Source organism: Longimicrobium sp. (assembly GCA_036389795.1).
Classification (GTDB): Bacteria; Gemmatimonadota; Gemmatimonadetes; order Longimicrobiales; family Longimicrobiaceae; genus Longimicrobium.
In genome coordinates this window covers 44,880-65,797 of sequence record DASVWD010000126.1, presented here as the reverse complement: position 1 = coordinate 65,797, position 20,918 = coordinate 44,880, and the positions used below count along the sequence as shown (strand labels likewise).

Genomic DNA, 20,918 nt, shown 5'->3' with positions numbered 1-20,918 from the left:
CTGCACGACGACGGCCCCTCCTCCGAGCCTCGGAGGAGGGGCCGTTCCCGTCGTTCGTGCCGTTGCGCCGCGCGTGTTCAGCCGGGGGTCTGCGCGTCCTCGCCGATGGCGCTGAGCTCCACGGACGCGGGCCGCGGCTGCGGGCGCGGGGCGTCCCACAGGCCGAAGCGCTCGCGCCAGTAGTCGGTCAGGAAGATGTTGTTGGGGTCGCGCCGCCGGCGCAGCTCCAGGAACGCGTCCCACTTCGGGTACTGGGACCGGAAGAACTCCACCCACCCCTCCGGGTCGCCCTCCGGGATCACGGGCTGGAACTTCCCCCAGTGCAGCCGGAAGGGCACGCCGGCGTCGCGCAGCAGCTTCCAGAACTGCGGGTAGAACGTCTCCGCCGGGTTCCCCGGGTTCTCGCCCCACCAGTAGATGTCCACGCGGAACGCGCCGTCCTTCCACTCGTCCGCCCCGTCGGTGTGCGAAGCGGCCATCCAGAACGGTGTGGGCATCGCCGAGTACACCTCCCACCCGTACGTCCCCGTGCGCGCGTACGACTCCAGGGCGTCCGCCGGCTCGCGGAAGTAGGCGTCCAGCAGCCGCATGGTCTGCTGCGTGCGGCCCAGCGGGACCCAGATCTCGGTGAACTCGGTGGGCACCTGGTTGTCGGCCGCCTGGTTGTCCATCGGCAGCCCCTGCCAGGCCCAGTCGTCGAACACCTGCGGCGTGCCCTTCTCCATCCCCGGCTTGCCGGAGTCCAGCGGCACGAACGCGTCCAGGACGGCGGGGAAGATCTGCGGGATGTGCTTCGCGATCTGCGGCCCCAGCAGGTTCAGGATGGGGAACGCGACGTCGAACGCGGCGTTCAGGATCTCCTCGATCCCCTTCGCCACGAGGGGCGGTACCCCCTCCGTCTGCAGCACCATGCGCAGCACCCGGGTGAGCGAGTCCCACCCGTCGTGCAGCACCTGCTTGACGGCCTTCAGGTCCTGCAGGTTCCCCAGGAAGGTGTAGAAGACGAAGATGAACGACTCCCCCAGCTCGGGCCGGTTGGTGAACTCCTCGTAGCGCCGGGGGATGAACGCCAGCTGCGGCCGGATGCGCTGCGCCTGCCACACCTGCACGCGCTCGCCGCTGGGGTTGCGCTGCGGCCACCAGGTGAGCCGCGCGTATTCCGCGTCCCTCAGGAACGCCTCCAGCGACGGCCGCCCGTCGCCGCCGCCGCCGAACAGGTCCACCGGCGCCTCGGCCACCGTGGCGACGGCCTCCTGCCCGGTGATGTTGTAGGTGGGCTCGCACTGCAGGATGACCTTCGAGACGATCCCGATCAGCCCCATCCCCGGCGCCAGCGAGTTGTAGAGCGCCTGCTTGTCGGGGTCGGTGTCCTCGCGGGTGACCTGCGTCACCTGCCCGGTGCCGTCGATCACCCGGAAGCCGAACAGGTTCTGGTTGGCCGAGTAGGTGAGCGAGCCGCCGGAGGAGCCGGTGGCGGTGAAGCCGCTGACCGTCTGGTGGCTGATGCCGCCGGTGTCGCTCAGCGTCCAGCCGAGCTCCTTCCACAGCCGCCAGAGCAGGCTGTTCTCCCAGGTGGAGGTGTGGGTGGGGTCAGACGGGTCCTTCCCCAGGTGGATCCCCGCGTCGGCGATCACCAGGCGGCGCTCGCGGTCGTACACCTCCATCCCGATGTACCTGTCCAGCATGAGGTTGAGGTTGGGACCCGGCGGCGGGCTCTGCTGCTCCACGTGGTTCTCGGAGAGCGGGCACGGATCGGCGTAGATGGCGCACGCCACCGAGTGCGCCGCTCCGCGGGCGCGCACCTCCAGCCCGTTCTGGTACCCGTACGCCACCAGCGCGGCCAGCTCCTCCTCGCTCGACGGGTGGTAGAATCCGTCGGCTCCTTTGGGGATGATCTCCAGCGCCATTGTCTGCTCCGCGGGGAGGGAGGAAGGAAAGGACGCGGCCGGAGGGGGCGCCGCGGGGACGATGCGGGCGGGCAGCGGGGGACGCACGCGTGCGGGCCGGGGCTCACACGATACTCAGGACAGGCTCACGGAGCAAGACGGTTTGTGCGGAGATCGGGAGGACGGAGAAGCAGCTCGCAGCGCCGTCCACGGGTCCGGCGGCGGCGAGAGCGCGGCCATCCAGGACCGCCTTCTTCTTCAGTGGCCTGGAACTGGTGGGCTGAGCCCGCTTCCGCTGCGAACGATACGACCCCTCTGCCGAGCTTCGGAGGAGGGGCCGTGCTAATTAGCGGTTGCGCTGTGGCTTGGGGACCTGCTACCCACGTGCGCTTCCCGCAAGCGGCCATCCGCCATGCCGCTCGATCGCCTCCTCCACCATGTCCATCAACTCCATTGTACGGCGGAGCGCGGCGAGGGTGCGCTGATAGTGGGTGAGGTCGTCGTAGGTAAGCCGGCGACCCTTGCGGTCCTTGAGCCACTTGTCCGCCACTTGATAACCGCCGATGCGAAACTCCCACACCTCAGGCGGTACACCCTCGAAATATTGCGTTGCGTTAATCCACACCCGGCCTTCGACGGCACCCTGGTCTGGAGCGGTGTAGCGAGATGCGTCCAGGGTGTTGTCGCCAGGTACAGGATAACGGGTAATTAGTGGCGCGTGCTTCTCCATTCGGTGCAGACCGGCCAACTCAACCCCCAGCGCGCATAACTCACGGAATAGCTCCACGTTCGTCGTAAGAGGCAGGCGGGGGAAGTCGATCTTTAGGAACTCGGCATAACGCTCCCGGTAAACGGGCGAGTGAAAGACCGCGTACATGTAGTAGAAGACGTCCTCTGGACCGAATGTCGTCACTCGGTCGCCGATACCGTCAGGAATGAACTCCATCCCGATTCGGGAAGAGAAGTCAGCTATGAATTCGGGCGTGAGGTTCGGGCGGCGTCTTCCCTCTGCGGAAGAAAAAAGATCATCCGAGTAAAGATACAGGGGAAACGTAGTGCTGGCGTCGTACACTGCCGCAATCTTTCGCTCCGTCAATCCCGATGCACACAATACGGCGAATGATTCTTTCGACTGTCGATTGCCAATGAGCGCGACATTCGGCCTCAGCATCTGTCCCATTACTTCGGGTCGTGGCCAATCTACCATTGTTGCAGTATAGAGGATGTACCGAACGTCGAATGGGCGGTACAGGATTGGACGAATGCTCCCCTTCCAGTCCGCAGTCGCACAAAGTCGCTTTCTCGCCGCCGAGAGCGACCACTGCCGGGTATCGCCGGGAAGATAGTCTCGTACACGCTTGCCTGGGAAAAACTCTGACCGAAGTACCTCATCACCGATATGAGGATCAGTGAAACGCTCGATTCGCCTGACGAGTTCCTCCTCCGAGAAACCGATGACAAGCGCATCCCTTGAAGTCTGCACACCGAGTCCAAAGACCGAAAACACGAGCGAGATATTCCACCCGAATACGTACTCTGTGTGGTATGTAAGATCCCGTGGGGCAAATAGGTAGAGCGCTGGAAGCGGAGAGAGTGCATGCCAATTTGTATTCTCAACGTTAGTCGCGGAGAGTTGCGAGTACTTCTTGTCGCGCATCCCCCAGAGACTCGAGTGATATACTCGTGCCAAGTCGGAGTATGGAGATGCTCCGGCAGTTTCTTCCAAAGCTACCGGTACGAAGTACTCAGCAGGATAAAGGTAGTCCTCTCCTGATTCGTCAATTACCCTGATTAGACCGTGTGACGCGGCATCCTCGTCTGCTATTGCCACGTAGGTTTTACCCACTGTGAGGAACGCGCTCCTCCGCCCCGTCGCAAGGCACCGAACTTTCTGCTCCCGATGATCGAGTTTCTCAGTCATTAGTCTAAGAAGTACTTGATCTTGCCGAGTACACGGCCGACACCGTGAGCCTCAAACCAGTGAATCTCAGCTTTCCGAATCGAACCGTCGCTTCTCATCCGAACGGTAGCTTCGGCTTTCCGCTTTTTCCACCTCCCGAGCCCGAACAACTGGTTGAGGCGATCTCGAGCCTTGACACGGCGGCCAGAGGCGATGGTCTTCACGCGTCGAATCGGGCCTATCACCTCGAACTCCTCGAAGTCCATCGTCTCTGCGGCTTCTTAACCGCGAGCAGGATTGATACTCCTTGTGTGATGTCGAATACGTTCTCGTCCGGACTACCATCCGGTGCAGTCTCCTTTTTCTTCGAATTGCCATGAAGATCCAGAATGTAGATATCGTCGAACGTCTGCATCAGGCTCAGCCGCATCCCGCGGAACGTCGGTCCATCTAGATAGCTGTTGTCGGTGATGAATCCGAGAATCCCATGCCCTGTCCGCTCTATCCGCATTTGTGCGAAACGGATAAATTTAACGTAATCATTCTGAAGCCAGTGCTTGCGCTCGCCGAGCGGCTCTCCATCCACCCACTTGTATGGTTCTACGATCGCTGCCATCTCCGGTGCCATGTTCGCAGAGATTCCTGAGTATGGCGGATTCCCAATCACCACCAGGATCGGAAGCTCCGCCTTCACTCGGCTGGCTTGGTTGGCCTCGTCCGCGATCCATTGCGCAAAGAGGGGCAGTCCCGACATCTCGTGCGCCTCTTCTAGCGCATTGGTGAGATAGATCCCGAGCCGTTCGTCGCTACCGAAGTCATACCCCAACTGCTTGAGCTGCAAGCCGATCTTCATGTGTGCCACCGCGTACGGTGCCATCAGCAGCTCGAATCCCCAGATGCGGGGCAGCAGGTGGTCGCGGACGTACGCCGACCAGAGCCCCGATTGGCCCTGCTCCGAAAGGTGCGCGTGAATCTGATCAATGGCGCCGTGCAGGAAGGTGCCCGTTCCTGTAGCTGGGTCCAGAATCTGAACGCGGTGTACCTCCAAGTCCTTCGTTTTCCGAGACTTCGTGCCGGGGTCTGGGTTGGGGATCTTCACCTTGGAAGTATCCGCCAGCCCATCCGGTAACCCGAACTCCGTCTTAAGCAGGTGGTCCACACTTCGAACTATGTAGCTGACTACCGGCTCCGGCGTGTAGTAGACGCCTCGTGCCTCGCGCATCTTGGGGTCGTAGGCTGCGAGAAACGTCTCGTAGAAATGAACGATCGGGTCTTCTTGGCGCGTTCGCTTCCCGAAATCTCGCAGGATCTCATCCATTCTGGCTCGATTCAGCAACTCAGCCAGATCGTCCACCGCCCACTCGATACGCCGATCCAGGTCCGGTCCGGCAATCACGTTGAATGTCTTGCGCAGAAAAGGGTTAGTGCGCGGCAGCTCATATGCGGCGTGCTGGCGGGTGAAGGCGGGGTCCTCCGGCGCGTTTACCCGCGCCGCGAAAAGGCCATACGCGATGGTCTGGGCGTACATGTCCGCGAACTGCTCCGGCGTTAGATCGTGCAGCAACACCCGCCGGAACCCTTCAAATTGGTTGTGCAGACGTCCCTGCTCGGCCTCAACTCCGAACGCTTCGCGGATGGCGTCACGGATCAGCCGTGCTAGTCCTGCCATGCGCTCTGCCAACTCCTTCGGCCGCCCGATTACTGGCGCTCCTGTCGTCAGAAACGCGTGTAACAGTTCGCGCACCGCTTCTTCGCCGCCGCGCTCCCGCCGTACCTTCCCGTCATCTCCTGCTGTTCCGAGCCGCGCTGTAAGCCGATGTTCCCCGCCGACGTACCAGCGGAACTCCAGGTAATCGGTCAGGATCAGGTTCCCCAGCCCCTCACGGTAGCGTTTGAGCTGGGAGGTCTTCTCCGCCGTCCCGAGCGGTTTTCCAATATCTTTTGCCTCTAGGTAGCCTAATGGCACCCGTCCCCGAGCAACGATGTAGTCCGGCGCGCCGATCTCTTCGTCGCGCTTGGGTTCATTCGTGGCGATAATTCCGTCGCCCAGCGCCTCCAGCAGCGACTTCAGCGCCGGACGGTGTGTGTGCTCTGTAGCATCACCGGCGCGCAAGGCAGTTTCGATCTGGTGGAGGTACTGCTTGAAAGGCATCGGCAGTGGTCCCGGACGATATGGGGTGCGGCGGCCTGCGCAACCGATAAACGCTCGGAATATAGGCGGGGACGACAGCAGGGCCAGGGTCGCTGTTCTGGTTTCCAGGAACTGGCCGTGCCCACACGAGGAACCGTGATCTGTTGGCTGAGCCAGCGTCCGGCGCTGACAACGACGACGGCCCCTCTCCAGAGCCTCGGAGAAGGGGTCGTCTGCCTGGCGGATGCTCGAGTTCAGCGACGCCGGATGCGGAGACCCGCGCCGCCGTGGGAGCGCGGGTCTCCAGCCAGGCCGGTGCTACCTCAGGGGATGTCGCGGCACGGATATCTGCCGCACGTGCCGTAGCCGTTGCAGGTGGCGTCGTACTGGGTGCAGTACTCGCACGTGTAGTCGGCAGTCCCGACGGGGCAGCCGCAGCTGGCGTCGTCGCACGTGTACGCGCAGGTGGCGGGGCAGGTGGCGTCGCAGGTGCCGTTACACGACGCGTAGCAGGTGGGGCACCCTGGACACGTGCAGTTGGTGTAGCAGGTGCACTGCTCGCCGAACACGGTGCCGCTCTTCGGCGCCGGCGATGCCGTGTGGAACGAGTCCACGACCAGCTGGTCCAGGTCGAGCTTGAGCTTGCGCATGGGCTGCCCTCCAGAGTGGGGGTGATGGCCGGCCCCGCCCCCGCGGGACCGACGTGAACGGCCGCGCCCGGATTGGACGCGGCCGTCAGATGCTCGCGGACACGGCGACACCACAGGGACATACTTCCTCACCGCCCTCCTGCTCTCGGGATGGCGGAAAGAGGCCTGTCGCAAGCTGCGCTTCGGAACGGATCATCGCACGAAAACACGGTTTCCGGATACGGCGATTCCCGTGGGGCCGTCTGCCCCGGCAAAGATCCGCAATGGAATCGAAGGCCACACGTGCGTCGACGGCTGCGGGCAGGCGTGCAACCGGATCGGAGGCCCGCGCCAATCACCCCGCCATACGTCGCCACATATAGGGTCGGAAATTATGAACGCAAGTTCCGTACGCGCCGAGTAAGGGGTGGAGCTAACTTGATGTGGCACAATAAGTATGTGATCACGTGGGGTTTGCTTCCCACGGCCCGGACAGGCCGCGGCCCGTCGCGCGGCCTCCGGCTCTTGTGCAACCCCGCCGGGCGACGTTTCGTACAGCGGCAGACTACCGTCGCCGCATCCACCCGCACCGGGGGCCGACCGTGAACCTGATCCTCCGCTGGCTGATCACCGCCGCCGCCGTGTGGGCCGCGGCGCACTTCGTCCCCGGCATCCGCTACGAGGGCGGCATCGTGACGCTGCTCGTGGTGGCGCTGGTGCTGGGGCTCGTCAACGCGCTGGTGCGCCCGCTCGTGAAGGCGCTGGCCTGCGGCGTGATCGTACTCACGCTGGGGCTGGCCATCTTCATCATCAACGCGCTCATGCTGCTGCTGGCGAGCTGGCTCTCACAGCAGTTCGGCTACGGGTTCTACGTCGACGGCTTCGTCCCGGCGCTCGTCGGCTCCATCGTCATCAGCCTGGTCTCCTGGCTCCTCTCGATCTTCCTGATCGACGACGACGACCGGAGATAGCCCGGAGGCGGCGAAGCGCCCCGTCTGCCGGATCGAGCCCGACCGTGAGCAGCCGGACAGGGGACGCGCACCGCGTCCCCTGTCCGGTGCCGGCTTCCTGGCTCCTCTTGCCTCAGTGCTCGACATTGCGGGAAATATATATTGACAACTCGGTGTCGCATTTTTAGGCTGTTCTCCTCGAACGTCCCGTGCCGCCCCGGCTGAATGTGCTCGCCGGGATCCAGGTCGAAAGGAGGAAGAAACCAGGAAACACGCGCATCCCCATGGATGAGCATCCCTTCATGTCGAGACCGACCGTCTTCAGTCCCACCCACCATTCCTTCAGGAGAAAATCCCTTGCGAAACGTACTCCGCATCGCGGCGCCGGCGCTGCTGGCCGCCCTCGCCGCGTGCCAGGACGAGCCGGTCGGCCCCGCCGGCCCGACGCCCGCGCCCGCGAAGCAGGTCCGGACGGAAGGGTTTCCCACCCCCGGCGAGCTGCGGTCCGGCTACATCCGGGGACGCGACGGGAAGCCCCTGCGGATCACCTACGAGGTGCGGGACGGCCTGGCCGTCTGGCAGGGCGACATCGTCCTCGGGCCGGCCGGATCGGTCGCGTCCAGCCCCGGCGCGGTCCCGGGTCCCCGCCGGGGGGTGAGCATCGAGGGGTTCAACTCGGGCGGGCAGCTCTACCGGTGGCCCGGCGGCGTCGTGCCGTACGTGATCGACCCCTCGCTCCCGAACCCCGCGCGCGTTCTCCAGGCGATCGCGCAGATCGAGGCCAGCACGGTCGGGATCCGCTTCGTGCCGCGCGGCGGCGAGGCCGACTACGTCCGCGTCATCCCCTCGGACGGCTGCGCCTCGTACGTCGGGCGGATCGGCGGCGCGCAGACGGTGTGGCTCGCCGACGGCTGCGGGACCGGGAGCACCGTCCACGAGCTGAGCCACGCGCTGGGGATGTGGCACGAGCAGAGCCGGTGCGACCGGGACCAGTTCGTGGAGATCCTCTGGGGCAACATCGACCCGGAGAGGCAGCACAACTTCTACAACTACTGCGACGGGGCCTCCGACGTCAGCACCTACGCCGAGGGCTCCATCATGCACTACGGCCCCTACTCCTTCTCGATCAACGGGCAGCCGACGATCCGCTCGCGGCGGGGGCTGGACGCGCAGATGGGCCAGCGGTCGGGGCTGGGCTCGACGGACGTCTTCACGCTCCGGGCCATGTACCCGCCGTCCACGGCCATCCACCGGCTCTACAACCCGAACTGGGCCGGCGGCGACCACCTGTACGGCACCGATCCGCGGGAGGGCGGCTCCCTGGGCTTCGTGCTGGAGCAGCGGCACTACTTCTACCTGACCTCCGCGGCCGGCGCCTCGTACGCCGCGCTCTACCGCTGCGCGGTCGGCGGGCACCACTTCCTGTCGCGGGACCCGTTCTGCGAGTCCGGGGTTCAGGCGGAGGCCGCGCTCGGCCAGCTGGCCGCCTCGCCGCTCTCCGGCACGGTGCCGCTCTACCGCGTGCGGCACGCCCCCACGGGACACCGGCTCTCCACCACGCACGCCGGGGAGCGCCAGGGCCTGATCGACGGGGGATGGGTGGACGAGGGGGTCACGGGCTACGTCTGGACCCGCATCCCCATCCACCGCCTCTACAACCCCGGCTGGGGCGGAGGCGACCACATGTACAGCCACGACCCGGCCGAGGGGCGCGGCGGCTTCGTCCTGGAAACCCAGGCCTTCTTCTTCCTGACCTCGCTCACGGGCCCCGACTACGCGCCGCTGTACCGCTGCTTCGTCTACAACCACCACTTCCTCAGCCGCGACCGCTCCTGCGAGACCGGCACCCCCGCGGAAGGGGAGATGGGGCTGGTGGCGGTCTGGCAGATGCCCGGCACCGTGCCGCTGTACCGGCTGTTCAACCCCCGCAACAGCGACCACCTCTTCACGACGCACGCCGGGGAGCGCCAGGGCGCGCTGGCGGGAGGCTGGGTCGACGAAGGGGTCGCGGGGTACGTCTGGGAGCAGCCCTGATCCCGGAAGAACGTCAGGTCTCGCGCAGAGTCAGCGGAGAAACCCCTCTGTCGACTGTGCCGACTCTGCGCGAGAAAAGTCTTTCGCCGGATTCGGGGCGAGGCCGCGCCGGACCGTCCGTGGAGTACTCGTTCGTCGGGGGCCGTCGCGGGCGGCCCCCGCCGAACGGGCTCTTGCGCGCCCGCCCGCGCCCCACGACCTTGTGAGCCCCGCTCAGGGCGGCCGGGGCGCGGGGGAACCGGCCCGGAAAGGCGGCCTTTCGCTTGACAGGGCGCGGCTTTCGGGATAGCTTTCCGGTTTATGTTGAAACTGAGCCTCGCGGCGGTGGACCGCGGAGAAGTACGGGTCCGAGAGCAGGTACCGCCCGAGCACCCCATCTTCGAGGGAACCGGGGTGGAGCTCGTCCGCCCGCTCGAGGTGGACCTGGAGGCCCGGTCCGTCGGCGAGGGGGTCCTGCTGCGCGGCACGCTCCGCACCACGGTGCGGCTGGCCTGCCGCCGTTGTCTTTCGCCCGTGGAGAGGGACGTGGACGAAGAGGTCAACCTCCTCTTCGTGGAAGACATGGGCGAGGACGACGACACCGGGGGCGAGGTCTACCCCCTGCCGGCCCGCGGCGACGAGGTGGACCTGACCGACGCGGTCCGCGAGCAGGTCCTGCTCGAGATGCCCGAGTTCGCCCTCTGCGGCGAGGAGTGCCGGGGGCTCTGCCCCAGCTGCGGCGCCAACCTCAACGAGGGGGCGTGCGAGTGCGTTCCCGAGGCGGCGCCGTCGCCGTGGGAGGCGCTGAAGAAGGTCAAGTTCGACTGAAACGGTTCACCCTGTGGGATAAGAAGAGGCTCCGATGGCCGTACCGAAGAGGCGCCAGTCCAAGCAGCGCCAGCGCAAGCGCCGCACGCACGTGAAGGCGGCCATGCCCGCGTTCATCAACTGTCCGCGCTGCGGCGACCCCACGCTGCCGCACCGCGTCTGCCAGAACTGCGGCTACTACCGCAACGAGCAGCGGATCGAAGTGGACGAGTTCTAGTCCCCGGCTGACGACGAACTTCCCCCCCAGAGATGCGGATCGCGGTTGACGCGATGGGCTCCGACCGTGCCCCGGCCGTCGAGGTCGAGGGAACGGTCGGAGCTTTGCTTGAGCGGCCCGACGCCACCGTGCTGCTGGTGGGCGACCAGGGCCGGATCGAGGCCGAGCTGGCCCGGCACGCCGCCGCGCCGCGCGAGCGCATCGAGGTGGTGCACGCCCCCGAGGTGATCGACCCGGGCGAGCCGCCGGTGCCGGCGGTCAGGCGCAAGTCGGACTCGTCGATCGTGGTCGGCACGCGCCTGGTGAAGAACGGCGAGGCCGACGCCTTCCTCTCCGCCGGCTCCACCGGCGCGGTGATGGCCGCCGCGCACCTCTTCCTGCGCCCGATCCCGGGCGTGGACCGCCCCGCCGTGGGCGCCGCCGTCCCCACCGCCAGCGGCGCCTTCTTCCTGATCGACATGGGGGCCAACGTCGACACCCGCCCCCAGCACCTCTTCCAGTTCGCGCACCTGGGCACCATCTACGCCCAGGACCTGATGGGGATCGCCAGCCCGCGGGTGGGCCTCCTCAACATCGGCCACGAGCCCGAGAAGGGGAACGAGCAGACGCTGGAGACCTACGAGCTCCTGTCGGCATCGCCCACGCTCAACTTCGTGGGGAACATCGAGGGGCGCGACGTGCTCTTCCACCGCTGCGACGTGCTGGTGTGCGACGGGTTCGTGGGGAACGTGCTGCTCAAGTTCTACGAGTCGATGGCCGGCTTCCTGGGCGGCGTGCTGCGCCGCGAGATGGAGGAGCAGGGGGTGCAGCTGGACCTGGAGCGGCTCTTCCGCCGCCTCGACTACTCGACCTACGGCGGCGCCCCGCTCCTGGGGGTGAACGGCGTGGTCATCATCAGCCACGGGGGCTCGCCGCCCGCCGCCATCCGCAACGGCATCGGGGTTGCCGCGCGCAGCGTGGAGGCCGGGATGGTGGAGCACATCGCCGGGCGGCTGGCCCACCTGGCGGAAAGCACCGAGGAAGCATGATCCAGGCAGCCAGGACTCCGCGCGCGCGGCTGGTCTCCACCGGCCGCTTCAACCCGCCGAAGGTGGTGACCAACGCCGACCTGGAGCGGATGGTGGAGACGAGCGACGAGTGGATCCGCACCCGCACCGGGATCCGCGAGCGCCGCATCTCGGAGAAGGAGGTGGGCGCGGCCGACATGGGCGCGGCCGCCGCCCGCATCGCGCTGGAGCGCGCGGGGCTCGGGCCCGAGGACGTGGACATGCTCCTGGTGTCGACCGCCACCCCCGACCGGCTGCTGCCGTCGACGGCGTGCGACATCCAGGCGCTGCTGGGAACGCGCAACGCCGCGGCCTACGACTACGCCACCGCCTGCTCGGGTTTCCTGTACGGCCTTTCCCTGGCCGAGGCGCACATCGTGGCGGGCCAGGCCGAGCGCGTGCTGGTGGTGTGCACCGAGAAGATGTCGTCGATCATCGACTGGACCGACCGCGCCACCTGCGTGCTCTTCGGCGACGGGGCGGGGGCGGCGGTGGTGCAGGCGGCCAACGGCGACGGCCGCGGCATCCTCTCGGGCTACATGAAGAGCGACGGCACGCTGGCCGAGCTGCTCTGGCGCCCGGGCGGCGGGGCCAGGATGCCGCTGGACATCGCGGTGCTCGACGAGCGGAGCCACTACGTGAAGATGGCGGGCCCCGAGGTGTTCAAGTCGGCGGTGCGCGCCATGTGCGAGGCGGCCGAGAGCGCGCTCACCCGCGCGGGGGTCAGCTCCGCCGAGATCGACCTGCTGGTGCCGCACCAGGCGAACATGCGGATCATCGACGCCACCGCCAAGTACGCGAAGATCCCACCGGAGAAGGTGTTCATCAACGTGGACCGCTACGGCAACATGTCGAGCGCCTCGATCCCGGTGGCGCTGGACGAGGCGGTGGAGCAGGGGCGTGCCGGGCCGGGCTCCCTGGTGCTGATGGTGGCGTTCGGCGCCGGGTTCACCTGGGCCGCCAACGTGGTGCGGCTGTAGCGGTGCCGAGTGCCCAGTGCCCAGTGCCCAGGAACTGCACGGGCGGGATTCGGGTGAGGCGCGAGCATCGTCGCCGACCTGGGAGGCCCTCTCTCCCCCCGGCCCCCTCTCTCCCAATGAATGGGAGAAAGGGGGAGAACTCAGCGCGAGGGCGGGCTTCGGCGCGAATGGCAGGGGTTCACTGATCGTCGGAGCGGGACGGAGACTGCAACCGGTGAGACCGTGATGGCCGGAGAGCGCGTGGGCCTGCTCTTCCCCGGACAGGGGTCGCAGGCGGTGGGGATGGGAAAGGACCTGGCGGAGCGCTGGCCCGAGGCGCGCCGGGTGTGGGAGGAGGCGGACGAGGCGCTCGGCTTCGGCCTGTCGAAGCTCTGCTGGGAAGGCCCGGAGGACGAGCTCACGCTCACCCGCAACGCGCAGCCCGCGCTGCTGGCGCACAGCGCCGCGGCGTGGGCCGTCGTGCGTGCGGCGGACCTGGACGTGGTCTGCGCGGCCGGCCACTCGCTGGGCGAGTTCAGCGCCTACCACGCGGCGGGGTCGCTGGGGCTGGGCGACGCGCTCCGCACGGTGCGCCGGCGCGGGGAGCTGATGTTCGAGTCCGGCCGGCAGCGGCCCGGGACGATGGCGGCGGTGCTGGGCCTCGACGACGACGTGGTGGAGGGCGTCTGCCGCGAGGCGAGCACGGAGGACTCGGTGGTGGTCGCCGCCAACTTCAACTCGCCGGGGCAGGTGGTGGTCTCGGGCGACCTGGAGGCGGTGGAGCGGGCGAGCGCGATGCTGGTCTCGGCCGGGGCGAAGAAGGTGCAGCGGCTGAACGTGTCGGGCGCCTTCCACTCGCCGCTGATGGCGGTGGCGGAGGCGGGGCTGCGCGAGCAGCTGGACGCCGTGGAGTTCCGCGACCCGCTGTTCCCGGTGGTCTCGAACGTGACGGCGTCGCCCGTCGGCGACGCGGCGGAGGCGCGGCTGCTGCTGGTGGAGCAGCTGACCAGCACGGTGCGCTGGACGGCGTCGGTGCGCACGATGCTGCAGCTGGGGGTGACGCGCTTCCTGGAGGTGGGCACGGGGAAGGTGCTCACCGGGATGCTCAAGCGCATCGACCCGGCGGCGGCGGGGATGGGCACGGCGCTGGGGACGGTGGAGCAGATCGAGGGGTTCCTGGGGGGATAGTGCCCAGGGCCCAGTGCCCAGTGCCCAGTGCCCAGTGCCCGGGAACCGATGGGTTGGGATCGGGTGCGGGAGGCAGGGGCCGGTGCCGCCGTGGGGGGCCCTCACCCGCCGCCTGAGAGCGGCAACCCTCTCCCAACTTCGGGAGAGGGTGGACTTTACGGGCTTCGGTGCGGGACGTAGGGGCGAGGCCTGCCTCGACCGCCGGATGCCGGTGCGTGTGCGGGAGGCGGGCGATCGCGACGGGGCGGCCTCCGCACGGACTCGCAGGCTCGCCCCTACGGAATTCGTCGCCGTGGCGAGACCCGCGTGAGGGATGCGCGCCCGGAGGGCCGGGACGCGGGCGCGCCGTGGGGTTTGGCGCGACCGTGGCCCGGCGCCGTTGGGCACGGTCGTATCGTGCCCTACGGCGCGCGCAGCCCGGCCCCCGCCAGGGGGACACGCCCGAACAGCGAAGTTCAAGCAGTTGCAGTCGATGCAGTTTCGAACCCGCGAGCGGAGGCACAGGGTGGAGCTACAGGGGCAGGTGGCGCTGGTGACCGGCGGGTCGCGCGGGATCGGGCTGGCGATCGCGGAGGAGCTGGCCGGCGCGGGGGCGAGGGTCGCCGTGGTGGCGCGCGACGAGGCGCGGGCGCAGGCCGCGGCGGCGAGCCTCCCGGGCGAGGGGCACCGCGGCTACGGCTGCGACGTGGCCGACCCCGAGGCGTGCAACCAGCTGGTCAAGCGGGTGGAGGCCGACCTGGGCGGCGTCGACGTCCTGGTGAACAACGCCGGCGTCACGCGCGACAACCTGCTGATGCGCATCAAGGACGAGGACTGGGACGCGGTGGTGGACACCAACCTGCGCGGGGCCTTCAACCTGATGCGCGCCGTCTCCCGCGGGATGATGAAGAAGCGCGCGGGGCGCATCGTGAACGTCAGCTCGGTGGTCGGGATCACCGGCAACGCGGGGCAGGCGAACTACGCGGCCAGCAAGGCGGGGCTCATCGGGATGACCAAGGCGGTGGCGAAGGAGCTGGCCTCGCGTGGGGTTCTGGTCAACGCCGTCGCCCCCGGATACATTGAGACCGACATGACGGCCGAGCTCCCCGAGGCGGCCCGCGGCGCGCTGATGCAGCAGATCGCGCTGGGGCGGCTGGGCCGTCCGCAGGACATCGCTCCGGTGGTCCGCTTCCTGGCGGGCCCGGGCGCGTCGTACATCACCGGGCAGGTGCTGGTGGTGGACGGCGGGATGGTGATGTGAGGGGCGGGGCGGCGCCAGGCGGCCCCCAGAACCGACGAGAACCCGGTCCGGAAGCCAACCCATTCAGGAGCACGCGCAATGGCGGACATCGAGCAGAAGGTCAAGGACATCATCATCAACGAGCTGGGCGTCGAGGCGGAGAAGGTGACGCGGGAGGCTTCCTTCGTGGAGGACCTGGGCGCCGACAGCCTGGACACCGTGGAGCTGGTGATGGCGTTCGAGGAGGAGTTCGGGATGGAGATCCCGGACGAGGAGGCCGAGAAGCTCCAGACCGTCGGCGACGCCATCGACTACATCCAGAACCACCAGGGCTCCTGAGCCCTTCGGGGGTGCCGCACGCCCGGGCGGAAGGCGCCCGCGTGCGGCACCTTTGTGTTTGGGGGTGGCCGGGCGGGTGCGCCGGGCGGCTGAAGCCGCGGCTACAACTGCAGGAAGCCTCGCAAACCGCGCGAGGCTGCGGGGCGGCCTTCCGCGCGTGCGGCGTGGATCCGCGCGGGGGCGGGACGGGCGAGGCAGGCCTCGCCCCTGCGGGAGATCGACGAAGCGAATCCTGGGCACTGGGCACTGGGGACTCAGGACTGAGCACTTAGGACTAAGGACTTTGGGTGAGATGAACCGCCGAGTCGTGATCACGGGGACGGGGCTGATCTCGGCCGTGGGGCTGGACGTGGCGAGCTCGTGGGCGGCCCTGCTCGCCGGGAAGAGCGGCGCGGCCCGGATCGCCCAGTTCGACCCCACGGGCTACGACGTCACCTTCGCCTGCGAGGTGAAGGGCTTCGAGCCGGACCCCTACATCGACCGCAAGGAGGCCAAGCGCACCGACCGCTTCAGCCAGCTGGCCATCGCGGCCAGCGTGCAGGCCATGCGCGAGGCGGGGCTCGAGGAGAGCCGCGAGGGGGTCGACATGGACCGCTTCGGGGTGATCATCGGCAGCGGGATCGGGGGGATCAACACCTTCGAGGACCAGCACTCGCGCCTGATCGAGCGCGGGCCCTCGCGCGTGTCCCCCTTCTTCGTGCCGATGTTCATCTCCGACATCGCGGCGGGGCTGGTCTCCATCCGCTACGGGGCCCGGGGGCCGAACTACTGCACCGTCTCGGCGTGCGCCAGCAGCGCGCACGCGGTGGGCAACGCCTTCCGCTCCATCAAGCACGGCGAGGCGGACGTGATGCTGGCGGGCGGCACCGAGGCGAGCTGCACGGGGCTCACCATCGCCGGCTTCGCCTCGATGAAGGCGCTCTCGGAGCGCAACGACTCGCCCGAGACCGCCAGCCGCCCGTTCGACGCCACGCGCGACGGCTTCGTGCTGGGCGAGGGGGCGGGGATGCTGGTGCTGGAGGAGCTGGAGCACGCCCGGCGACGTGGGGCGACGGTGATCGCCGAGGTGGTGGGCTACGGGCAGACGGCCGACGCCTACCACATCACCGCGCCGGCGGAGGGGGGCGAGGGCGCGGTGCGGGCGATGCGCCTGGCCATGAAGGAGGCGGGGGCGGAGCCCGGGGACGTGGACTACATCAACGCCCACGGCACCTCCACGCCCGCCAACGACAAGAACGAGACGGCGGCGATCAGGACCGTCCTGGGCGAGCGCGCCTACGAGGTGGTGGTCGGCTCCACCAAGTCGATGACGGGGCACACGCTGGGCGCGGCGGGCGGGGTGGAGGCGGTGATCAGCGCGCTGGTGTGCCGCGAGGGGAAGATCCCGCCCACCATCAACTTCCACGAGCGCGACCCGGACTGCGACCTGGACTACGCCACCGACGGGATGCGCGAGCGCCCGGTGCGGCTGGCGCTCAGCAACTCGTTCGGCTTCGGCGGCCACAACGTGTGCCTGGCGGTGCGCCGCTTCGACGGGTAGCGGCGGACGCCTCGTCCGAACCAGACGACCCTTCTCCCCCGGCGGGAGAAGGGTCGTTTTATGGTATCCGAGCAAGGGAGCGCACGGAGTTGCGCATGGCGCGACCAGCCTTCAGCTTTCGAAGAACATGATTGCTTTTCGCCGCTCCCGAATTCAAGATAGTATCCTTTCTCGCTGCTTTCAGTACCAGCATGAGGATGTCCAAAATGGAAACGGGTATCCATGGGAAGATTCCCTTCGTTCGGTTCAACTCCTGGGAAGAGTTCAAGGCCTCTTTCTGCGAGCATCTGTTCCCGGGTGCTCCTTTCCATCGTGGGGATTTTCTCTTCCGGGGGCACAGCAATCCCAACTGGAGACTGACCTCCACCTTCGACAGGATGTTCTCGCATCAGTCCAAGTCGAAACGGCTGCTGATCGCGGAAGACTTGCTCACGCTCTTCAAGCGCAACCTCGAGGGAGAGCAGGTTCCCGCCGAGGTGCGTGAAAACGACTCGCTTTTTCTCGCCCTCGGGCAGCACTACGGGCTTCCCACCCGGTTGCTCGATTGGACGGAAAGCCCCTACATCGCAGCGTTCTTCGCATATAACTCGACGGCCTTGTGGGGACAGCACGATCAGGAGATCGTGGTCTGGGTGCTCGATTCCCGGCATCCCATCTGGTCGAGTCATTATGGCGTCGAGGTCGTAGACGTCCCCTCCTTCGGAAACAAGCGCATCCGAAACCAGTCCGGGAAATTCACCCTCTCGAGGACTCCCTATCTGACTCTGGAGGAGTACGTCGAGGAACATGGGGAAGAAGGGCGGCCTCTGTTCAAGTTCCTGCTTCCCGCTTCCAACTACAAGACGGCTCTCGCCGACCTGGACTCCATGGGCATCCACCACGGGACGGTCTATCCGGAAGTCGAAGGGGCCGCGCAAATGGCGCTCTTCCGAACCGTTCTCGCGTTCGACGCCTTCGTGCAGACCCCAACCTCTCGCCCTTCATAAAACCATACCATGGGCTGCCGCGGCTGGAGTGTTGTTGGTGGCATGGCGCTCAGCAACTCGTTCGGCTTCGGCGGCCACAACGTCTGCCTGGCGGTCCGCCGCTTCGACGGGTAGGACGGAAAACTTCAGGGCTCACGCAGAGCAGCAGAGTCAGCAGAGGAGATGGTGTTCTCTGCTGACTCTGCTGCTCTGCGTGAGAAAAGTCGTTTTACCGGACGCGGGATCAGGAACATTCCCTCTCCTCCCGCGTATCCCGAACCCGCGTTCTTCTCTCCTCCGCAGATCCCTCCCGATCCACCCTCCCGCAGGATCGTCCGAGATGCGCATCCACTCCCCGCCGGCCCGGCCCGCCCTCGCGCTGCTGTTCGCGGCGCTGCTCGCGGCGTCCGCCTGCGGCGGCGACGGTCCCGCCTCTCCCGCGGAGCAGCTGTCGGAGCGGCGCGAGACGGAGCACTTCGTCTTCCACTACGCGGCGGGCGACCAGGTCTACTCGGACTGGCAGGAGGCCTACCACGCCTGGCTCCTGTCTACCTGGAACGTGGCCCTCACGCGCAAGATCGAGTACTTCAAGTACCGCGACCGCGCCCACAAGCGCAGCGTGATGGGGGTGGACGGCAACGGCATCGCCTACCCCGACCGCTACGAGGTGCACACCATCTGGCCGAACGACAACCACGAGACCGTGCACGTGGTGGTGATCGCCGCGATCGGGAGCGGGCCGGCGTTCTTCGACGAGGGGGTCGCCGTCGCCTTCCATGTGGACCCTGTGGCCGGCAACCTGGTCCCCCGGTGGGGCAACCGCAGCGTCCACGACATTGCCCGCGAGATGTGGCAGCAGGGGCGCGTGCCGCCGCTCGAGCAGCTGATCGCGAGCGAATCGTCGTTCCGGGGCTTCGAGGATGGGCTGAGCTACCCGCTCGCGGGCTCGTTCGTGCGCTTCCTGGTCGACACGCGCGGCCTGGAGACGGTGAAGCGCATCTTTCGCGAGATGCGGCGCGCGGACGGCGGGGCCGCGGTGCGCACGAAGTTCCGGGCCATCTTCGGCGCGGAGCTCGACGCCGTGTGGGACGAGTGGCGGCTGTACGTCACGACCGGCGCGGCTCCGGCGTGAGGAGCGCCGCCTGCGCTCCGATCCGGGCGCGGGCACCAAAACGTCTCGCGCGGAGCAGCAGAGCGAGCAGAGAATACCCGCCCGTCGCGTGAAAGTCGTTGCGCGGCGGGTGACCTGAGCGCACATTGGGCACGGCGCCGCGCGCGCTCACCCTCCCGCCGTTCCTTCCCCACCCGACCCGGAGCCACCCCCATGCGGAAGTGCAGCTTCCTTCTCCTTTTCGGCCTGGCGGCGTGCGGCACGTCGGGCACCGGCTCGGCCTCGCCCGCGCCCCAGAGCCGCGAGCTGCGCCAGGAAGACCTGGACAACTACCGGATGGAGGCCATCTCGCCCACGATCACCGCGGCCACGGAGGTCACCGCCCCGCTCGAGCGGGTCTGGGCGGTCCTGCCGCAGGTCTTCCAGGAGCTCGGGATCGGCGAGGCCGGCGTGATCGACCCGGCGGGGTTCGTGTACGGGCAGCGGGAGATGTCGGTCCGGAGGCGCCTGGGCAGCGCCCCGCTCTCGCAGTTCGTGGAGTGCGGGAACAACATGGGGATTTCCAACGCGAACTCGTACACGGTGACGCTCTCGGTGGTCACCCAGCTCCAGCGCACCACGGCCGAGAAAACGGGCGTGCTCTCGCTGGTGCAGGCCACCGCGCGGCAGCCGGGGAACAGCCAGCAGTCCGTGGTGTGCACCAGCACCACCGAGCTGGAGCGCCGCATCGCCAACACCGTCAAGCTACGCCTCATCCAGTAGCCGTCCGGCTCGTTCTTCTCTTTCGTACCCGACGACCCTTCTCCCCGGCGGGGAGGAGGGTCGTCGCGTCTGGGGCGAGCTGGAGGTGCTCAGGGAGGAGAAATTCTTGACAATCCGCGCGCGGCCGCATGAATTCGCGCTTGCGTTTCCACGCCGGGTTCCGCCTTCCACATCGCGTCTCCCGTTGCCCGAGGAGGTTCCATGCGCGCTCTCGCCCGTCGCCTGGCCCTTCCGCTCCTGGTCGTCCTCGCCGCGCCGGGGTGCGTGACGTATACGGCGCACCAGATGCCGGGGCCGTCGTCGCGGGAGCGGCTGCCCAACCCGGTGCGGGTCACGCGCTCCGACGCGAGCACGGTGCTCCTCTTCGACGCGGCCCTGGCCGCCGACAGCGTGGTGGGCTTCACCGGGGGCGGCTCCGCGTCGGGCCAGCGCGTCGCCGTGGCCATGGGCGACGTGCGGATGCTGGAGTCGCGGAAGACCAACGCCACGGGGACCGCCGGGCTCGTGGCGGCGGCGGCCCTGGCGGCGGGCGTCGTCATCCTGGCCCTGGGATCGTCCGGGGGGACGGCGTACTGAGGCCGAATTCCCTCGGGTGAGGGCGGGGGGAAGGCGGCTGAAGCCGCGGAGCCGCGGCTACAACTACAGAAAGCCTCGCAAACCGCGCGAGGCTTCAACAGCCCTGCACCTCCCGATCGCGAGACCGCTCTTCCCTCTCGATCCACGCTTTCCGTCCCCAATCCCCGCAAGGAGAACCGAGATGCTGATTCGCTGGATCGTGGCGGCGCTGCACCTGCTGGCGCTCGGGATGGGGCTGGGGGCGGTGTGGGCGCGCGGCCGGGCCCTGCGCGGGCCGCTGGACGACGCGGGGCTCAAGCGGGTGTTCTACGCCGACGCCTTCTGGGGGATCGCCGCGGGGGTGTGGATCCTCACCGGGCTGCTGCGCGCGTTCGGCGGCCTGGAGAAGGGGACCCGCTACTACGTGACCAACGACGCCTTCCTGGCCAAGATGGTGCTGCTGGGGCTGATCCTGGCGCTGGAGGCGTGGCCGATGGCGGCGCTCGTCCGCTGGCGCATCTCCCTCAAGCGCGGCCTGGTGCCCGACACCGCCCGCGCGGGCACCTTCGCCACCATCAGCACCGTGCAGGCCCTGCTGGTGGTGGGGATGGTGTTCGCGGCCACGGCGATGGCGCGGGGGATCGGCCACTGAGCGGGGCGCGCGAGGTCCCGGCGGGCGG

General features: G+C 67.8%; 20 protein-coding genes. 15 read left to right on the top strand and 5 right to left on the bottom strand.

Annotated features, from left to right (window positions below; translation table 11 throughout):
- Positions 1–77: 77 nt before the first annotated feature.
- The 5 genes from VF746_17155 to VF746_17135 all read right to left on the bottom strand — a co-directional run bounded on the left by VF746_17155 (position 78) and on the right by VF746_17135 (position 6,567).
- Complete coding sequence (locus tag VF746_17155; GenBank protein HEX8694153.1) at positions 78–1,907, bottom strand: D-arabinono-1,4-lactone oxidase; 1,830 nt, start codon at positions 1,905–1,907, stop codon at positions 78–80.
- 355 nt (positions 1,908–2,262) lie between these two features.
- Positions 2,263–3,807 carry a type ISP restriction/modification enzyme gene (locus VF746_17150; GenBank protein HEX8694152.1) on the bottom strand — a complete coding sequence of 515 codons (1,545 nt, stop codon included), beginning with the start codon at positions 3,805–3,807 and terminating at the stop codon, positions 2,263–2,265.
- On the bottom strand, positions 3,807–4,052 hold the full coding sequence (locus VF746_17145; protein ID HEX8694151.1) for a hypothetical protein: 246 nt from the start codon (positions 4,050–4,052) through the stop codon (positions 3,807–3,809). The genes VF746_17150 and VF746_17145 overlap by 1 nt, the downstream gene beginning before the upstream one ends.
- Positions 4,028–5,938 carry a hypothetical protein gene (locus VF746_17140; GenBank protein HEX8694150.1) on the bottom strand — a complete coding sequence of 637 codons (1,911 nt, stop codon included), beginning with the start codon at positions 5,936–5,938 and terminating at the stop codon, positions 4,028–4,030. The genes VF746_17145 and VF746_17140 overlap by 25 nt, the downstream gene beginning before the upstream one ends.
- 302 nt (positions 5,939–6,240) lie before the next feature.
- Positions 6,241–6,567, bottom strand: a complete 327-nt coding sequence (locus tag VF746_17135; GenBank protein HEX8694149.1) for a hypothetical protein — start codon at positions 6,565–6,567, stop codon at positions 6,241–6,243.
- 581 nt (positions 6,568–7,148) lie between these two features.
- Between VF746_17135 and VF746_17130 the strand changes: the two genes are divergently transcribed.
- The 15 genes from VF746_17130 to VF746_17060 all read left to right on the top strand — a co-directional run bounded on the left by VF746_17130 (position 7,149) and on the right by VF746_17060 (position 20,890).
- Entirely contained in the window at positions 7,149–7,517 is a 369-nt protein-coding gene (locus VF746_17130; GenBank protein ID HEX8694148.1) for a phage holin family protein, read from the top strand.
- A 336-nt stretch (positions 7,518–7,853) separates the two neighbouring features.
- On the top strand, positions 7,854–9,530 hold the full coding sequence (locus tag VF746_17125) for a M12 family metallopeptidase (GenBank protein ID HEX8694147.1): 1,677 nt from the start codon (positions 7,854–7,856) through the stop codon (positions 9,528–9,530).
- Between the two features lie 393 nt (positions 9,531–9,923).
- Complete coding sequence (locus tag VF746_17120) at positions 9,924–10,337, top strand: DUF177 domain-containing protein (GenBank protein HEX8694146.1); 414 nt, start codon at positions 9,924–9,926, stop codon at positions 10,335–10,337.
- 34 nt (positions 10,338–10,371) lie between these two features.
- Positions 10,372–10,554: a 50S ribosomal protein L32 gene (gene rpmF, locus VF746_17115; GenBank protein ID HEX8694145.1), complete on the top strand. Its 183-nt coding sequence runs from the start codon at positions 10,372–10,374 to the stop codon at positions 10,552–10,554.
- A 32-nt stretch (positions 10,555–10,586) separates the two neighbouring features.
- Positions 10,587–11,582, top strand: coding sequence for a phosphate acyltransferase PlsX (gene plsX / locus VF746_17110; protein HEX8694144.1), 996 nt, complete (start codon positions 10,587–10,589; stop codon positions 11,580–11,582).
- Entirely contained in the window at positions 11,579–12,580 is a 1,002-nt protein-coding gene (locus tag VF746_17105; GenBank protein ID HEX8694143.1) for a beta-ketoacyl-ACP synthase III, read from the top strand. Before plsX ends, VF746_17105 begins: the two co-directional genes overlap by 4 nt.
- 225 nt (positions 12,581–12,805) lie before the next feature.
- Positions 12,806–13,747 (top strand): ACP S-malonyltransferase, encoded by a 942-nt coding sequence (fabD, locus tag VF746_17100; GenBank protein HEX8694142.1) that lies wholly within the window; start codon positions 12,806–12,808, stop codon positions 13,745–13,747.
- Between the two features lie 472 nt (positions 13,748–14,219).
- Positions 14,220–14,987 (top strand): 3-oxoacyl-ACP reductase FabG, encoded by a 768-nt coding sequence (fabG, locus tag VF746_17095; protein HEX8694141.1) that lies wholly within the window; start codon positions 14,220–14,222, stop codon positions 14,985–14,987.
- Positions 14,988–15,065: 78 nt separating this feature from the next.
- Entirely contained in the window at positions 15,066–15,305 is a 240-nt protein-coding gene (locus tag VF746_17090) for an acyl carrier protein (GenBank protein ID HEX8694140.1), read from the top strand.
- A gap of 292 nt (positions 15,306–15,597) precedes the next feature.
- Positions 15,598–16,845, top strand: a complete 1,248-nt coding sequence (gene fabF, locus VF746_17085) for a beta-ketoacyl-ACP synthase II (GenBank protein ID HEX8694139.1) — start codon at positions 15,598–15,600, stop codon at positions 16,843–16,845.
- 197 nt (positions 16,846–17,042) lie between these two features.
- Entirely contained in the window at positions 17,043–17,831 is a 789-nt protein-coding gene (locus VF746_17080; GenBank protein HEX8694138.1) for an FRG domain-containing protein, read from the top strand.
- 319 nt (positions 17,832–18,150) lie between these two features.
- Positions 18,151–18,942 (top strand): hypothetical protein, encoded by a 792-nt coding sequence (locus VF746_17075; GenBank protein ID HEX8694137.1) that lies wholly within the window; start codon positions 18,151–18,153, stop codon positions 18,940–18,942.
- Positions 18,943–19,134: 192 nt separating this feature from the next.
- Positions 19,135–19,683: a hypothetical protein gene (locus VF746_17070; GenBank protein HEX8694136.1), complete on the top strand. Its 549-nt coding sequence runs from the start codon at positions 19,135–19,137 to the stop codon at positions 19,681–19,683.
- A 201-nt stretch (positions 19,684–19,884) separates the two neighbouring features.
- On the top strand, positions 19,885–20,259 hold the full coding sequence (locus tag VF746_17065; protein ID HEX8694135.1) for a hypothetical protein: 375 nt from the start codon (positions 19,885–19,887) through the stop codon (positions 20,257–20,259).
- Positions 20,260–20,440: 181 nt separating this feature from the next.
- Positions 20,441–20,890 carry a DUF2214 family protein gene (locus VF746_17060; GenBank protein ID HEX8694134.1) on the top strand — a complete coding sequence of 150 codons (450 nt, stop codon included), beginning with the start codon at positions 20,441–20,443 and terminating at the stop codon, positions 20,888–20,890.
- The last annotated feature ends 28 nt before the right edge of the window (positions 20,891–20,918 follow it).

Coding starts and splice junctions, on each gene's coding strand:
- VF746_17155 (HEX8694153.1), bottom strand. CDS start 1,907: ATGGCGCTGGAGATCATCCCCAAAGGAGCCGACGGATTCTACCACCCG.
- VF746_17150 (HEX8694152.1), bottom strand. CDS start 3,807: ATGACTGAGAAACTCGATCATCGGGAGCAGAAAGTTCGGTGCCTTGCG.
- VF746_17145 (HEX8694151.1), bottom strand. CDS start 4,052: ATGGACTTCGAGGAGTTCGAGGTGATAGGCCCGATTCGACGCGTGAAG.
- VF746_17140 (HEX8694150.1), bottom strand. CDS start 5,938: ATGCCTTTCAAGCAGTACCTCCACCAGATCGAAACTGCCTTGCGCGCC.
- VF746_17135 (HEX8694149.1), bottom strand. CDS start 6,567: ATGCGCAAGCTCAAGCTCGACCTGGACCAGCTGGTCGTGGACTCGTTC.
- rpmF (HEX8694145.1), top strand. CDS start 10,372: ATGGCCGTACCGAAGAGGCGCCAGTCCAAGCAGCGCCAGCGCAAGCGC.
- plsX (HEX8694144.1), top strand. CDS start 10,587: ATGCGGATCGCGGTTGACGCGATGGGCTCCGACCGTGCCCCGGCCGTC.
- VF746_17105 (HEX8694143.1), top strand. CDS start 11,579: ATGATCCAGGCAGCCAGGACTCCGCGCGCGCGGCTGGTCTCCACCGGC.
- fabD (HEX8694142.1), top strand. CDS start 12,806: ATGGCCGGAGAGCGCGTGGGCCTGCTCTTCCCCGGACAGGGGTCGCAG.
- fabG (HEX8694141.1), top strand. CDS start 14,220: ATGCAGTTTCGAACCCGCGAGCGGAGGCACAGGGTGGAGCTACAGGGG.
- VF746_17090 (HEX8694140.1), top strand. CDS start 15,066: ATGGCGGACATCGAGCAGAAGGTCAAGGACATCATCATCAACGAGCTG.
- fabF (HEX8694139.1), top strand. CDS start 15,598: ATGAACCGCCGAGTCGTGATCACGGGGACGGGGCTGATCTCGGCCGTG.
- VF746_17080 (HEX8694138.1), top strand. CDS start 17,043: ATGTCCAAAATGGAAACGGGTATCCATGGGAAGATTCCCTTCGTTCGG.
- VF746_17075 (HEX8694137.1), top strand. CDS start 18,151: ATGCGCATCCACTCCCCGCCGGCCCGGCCCGCCCTCGCGCTGCTGTTC.
- VF746_17070 (HEX8694136.1), top strand. CDS start 19,135: ATGCGGAAGTGCAGCTTCCTTCTCCTTTTCGGCCTGGCGGCGTGCGGC.
- VF746_17065 (HEX8694135.1), top strand. CDS start 19,885: ATGCGCGCTCTCGCCCGTCGCCTGGCCCTTCCGCTCCTGGTCGTCCTC.
- VF746_17060 (HEX8694134.1), top strand. CDS start 20,441: ATGCTGATTCGCTGGATCGTGGCGGCGCTGCACCTGCTGGCGCTCGGG.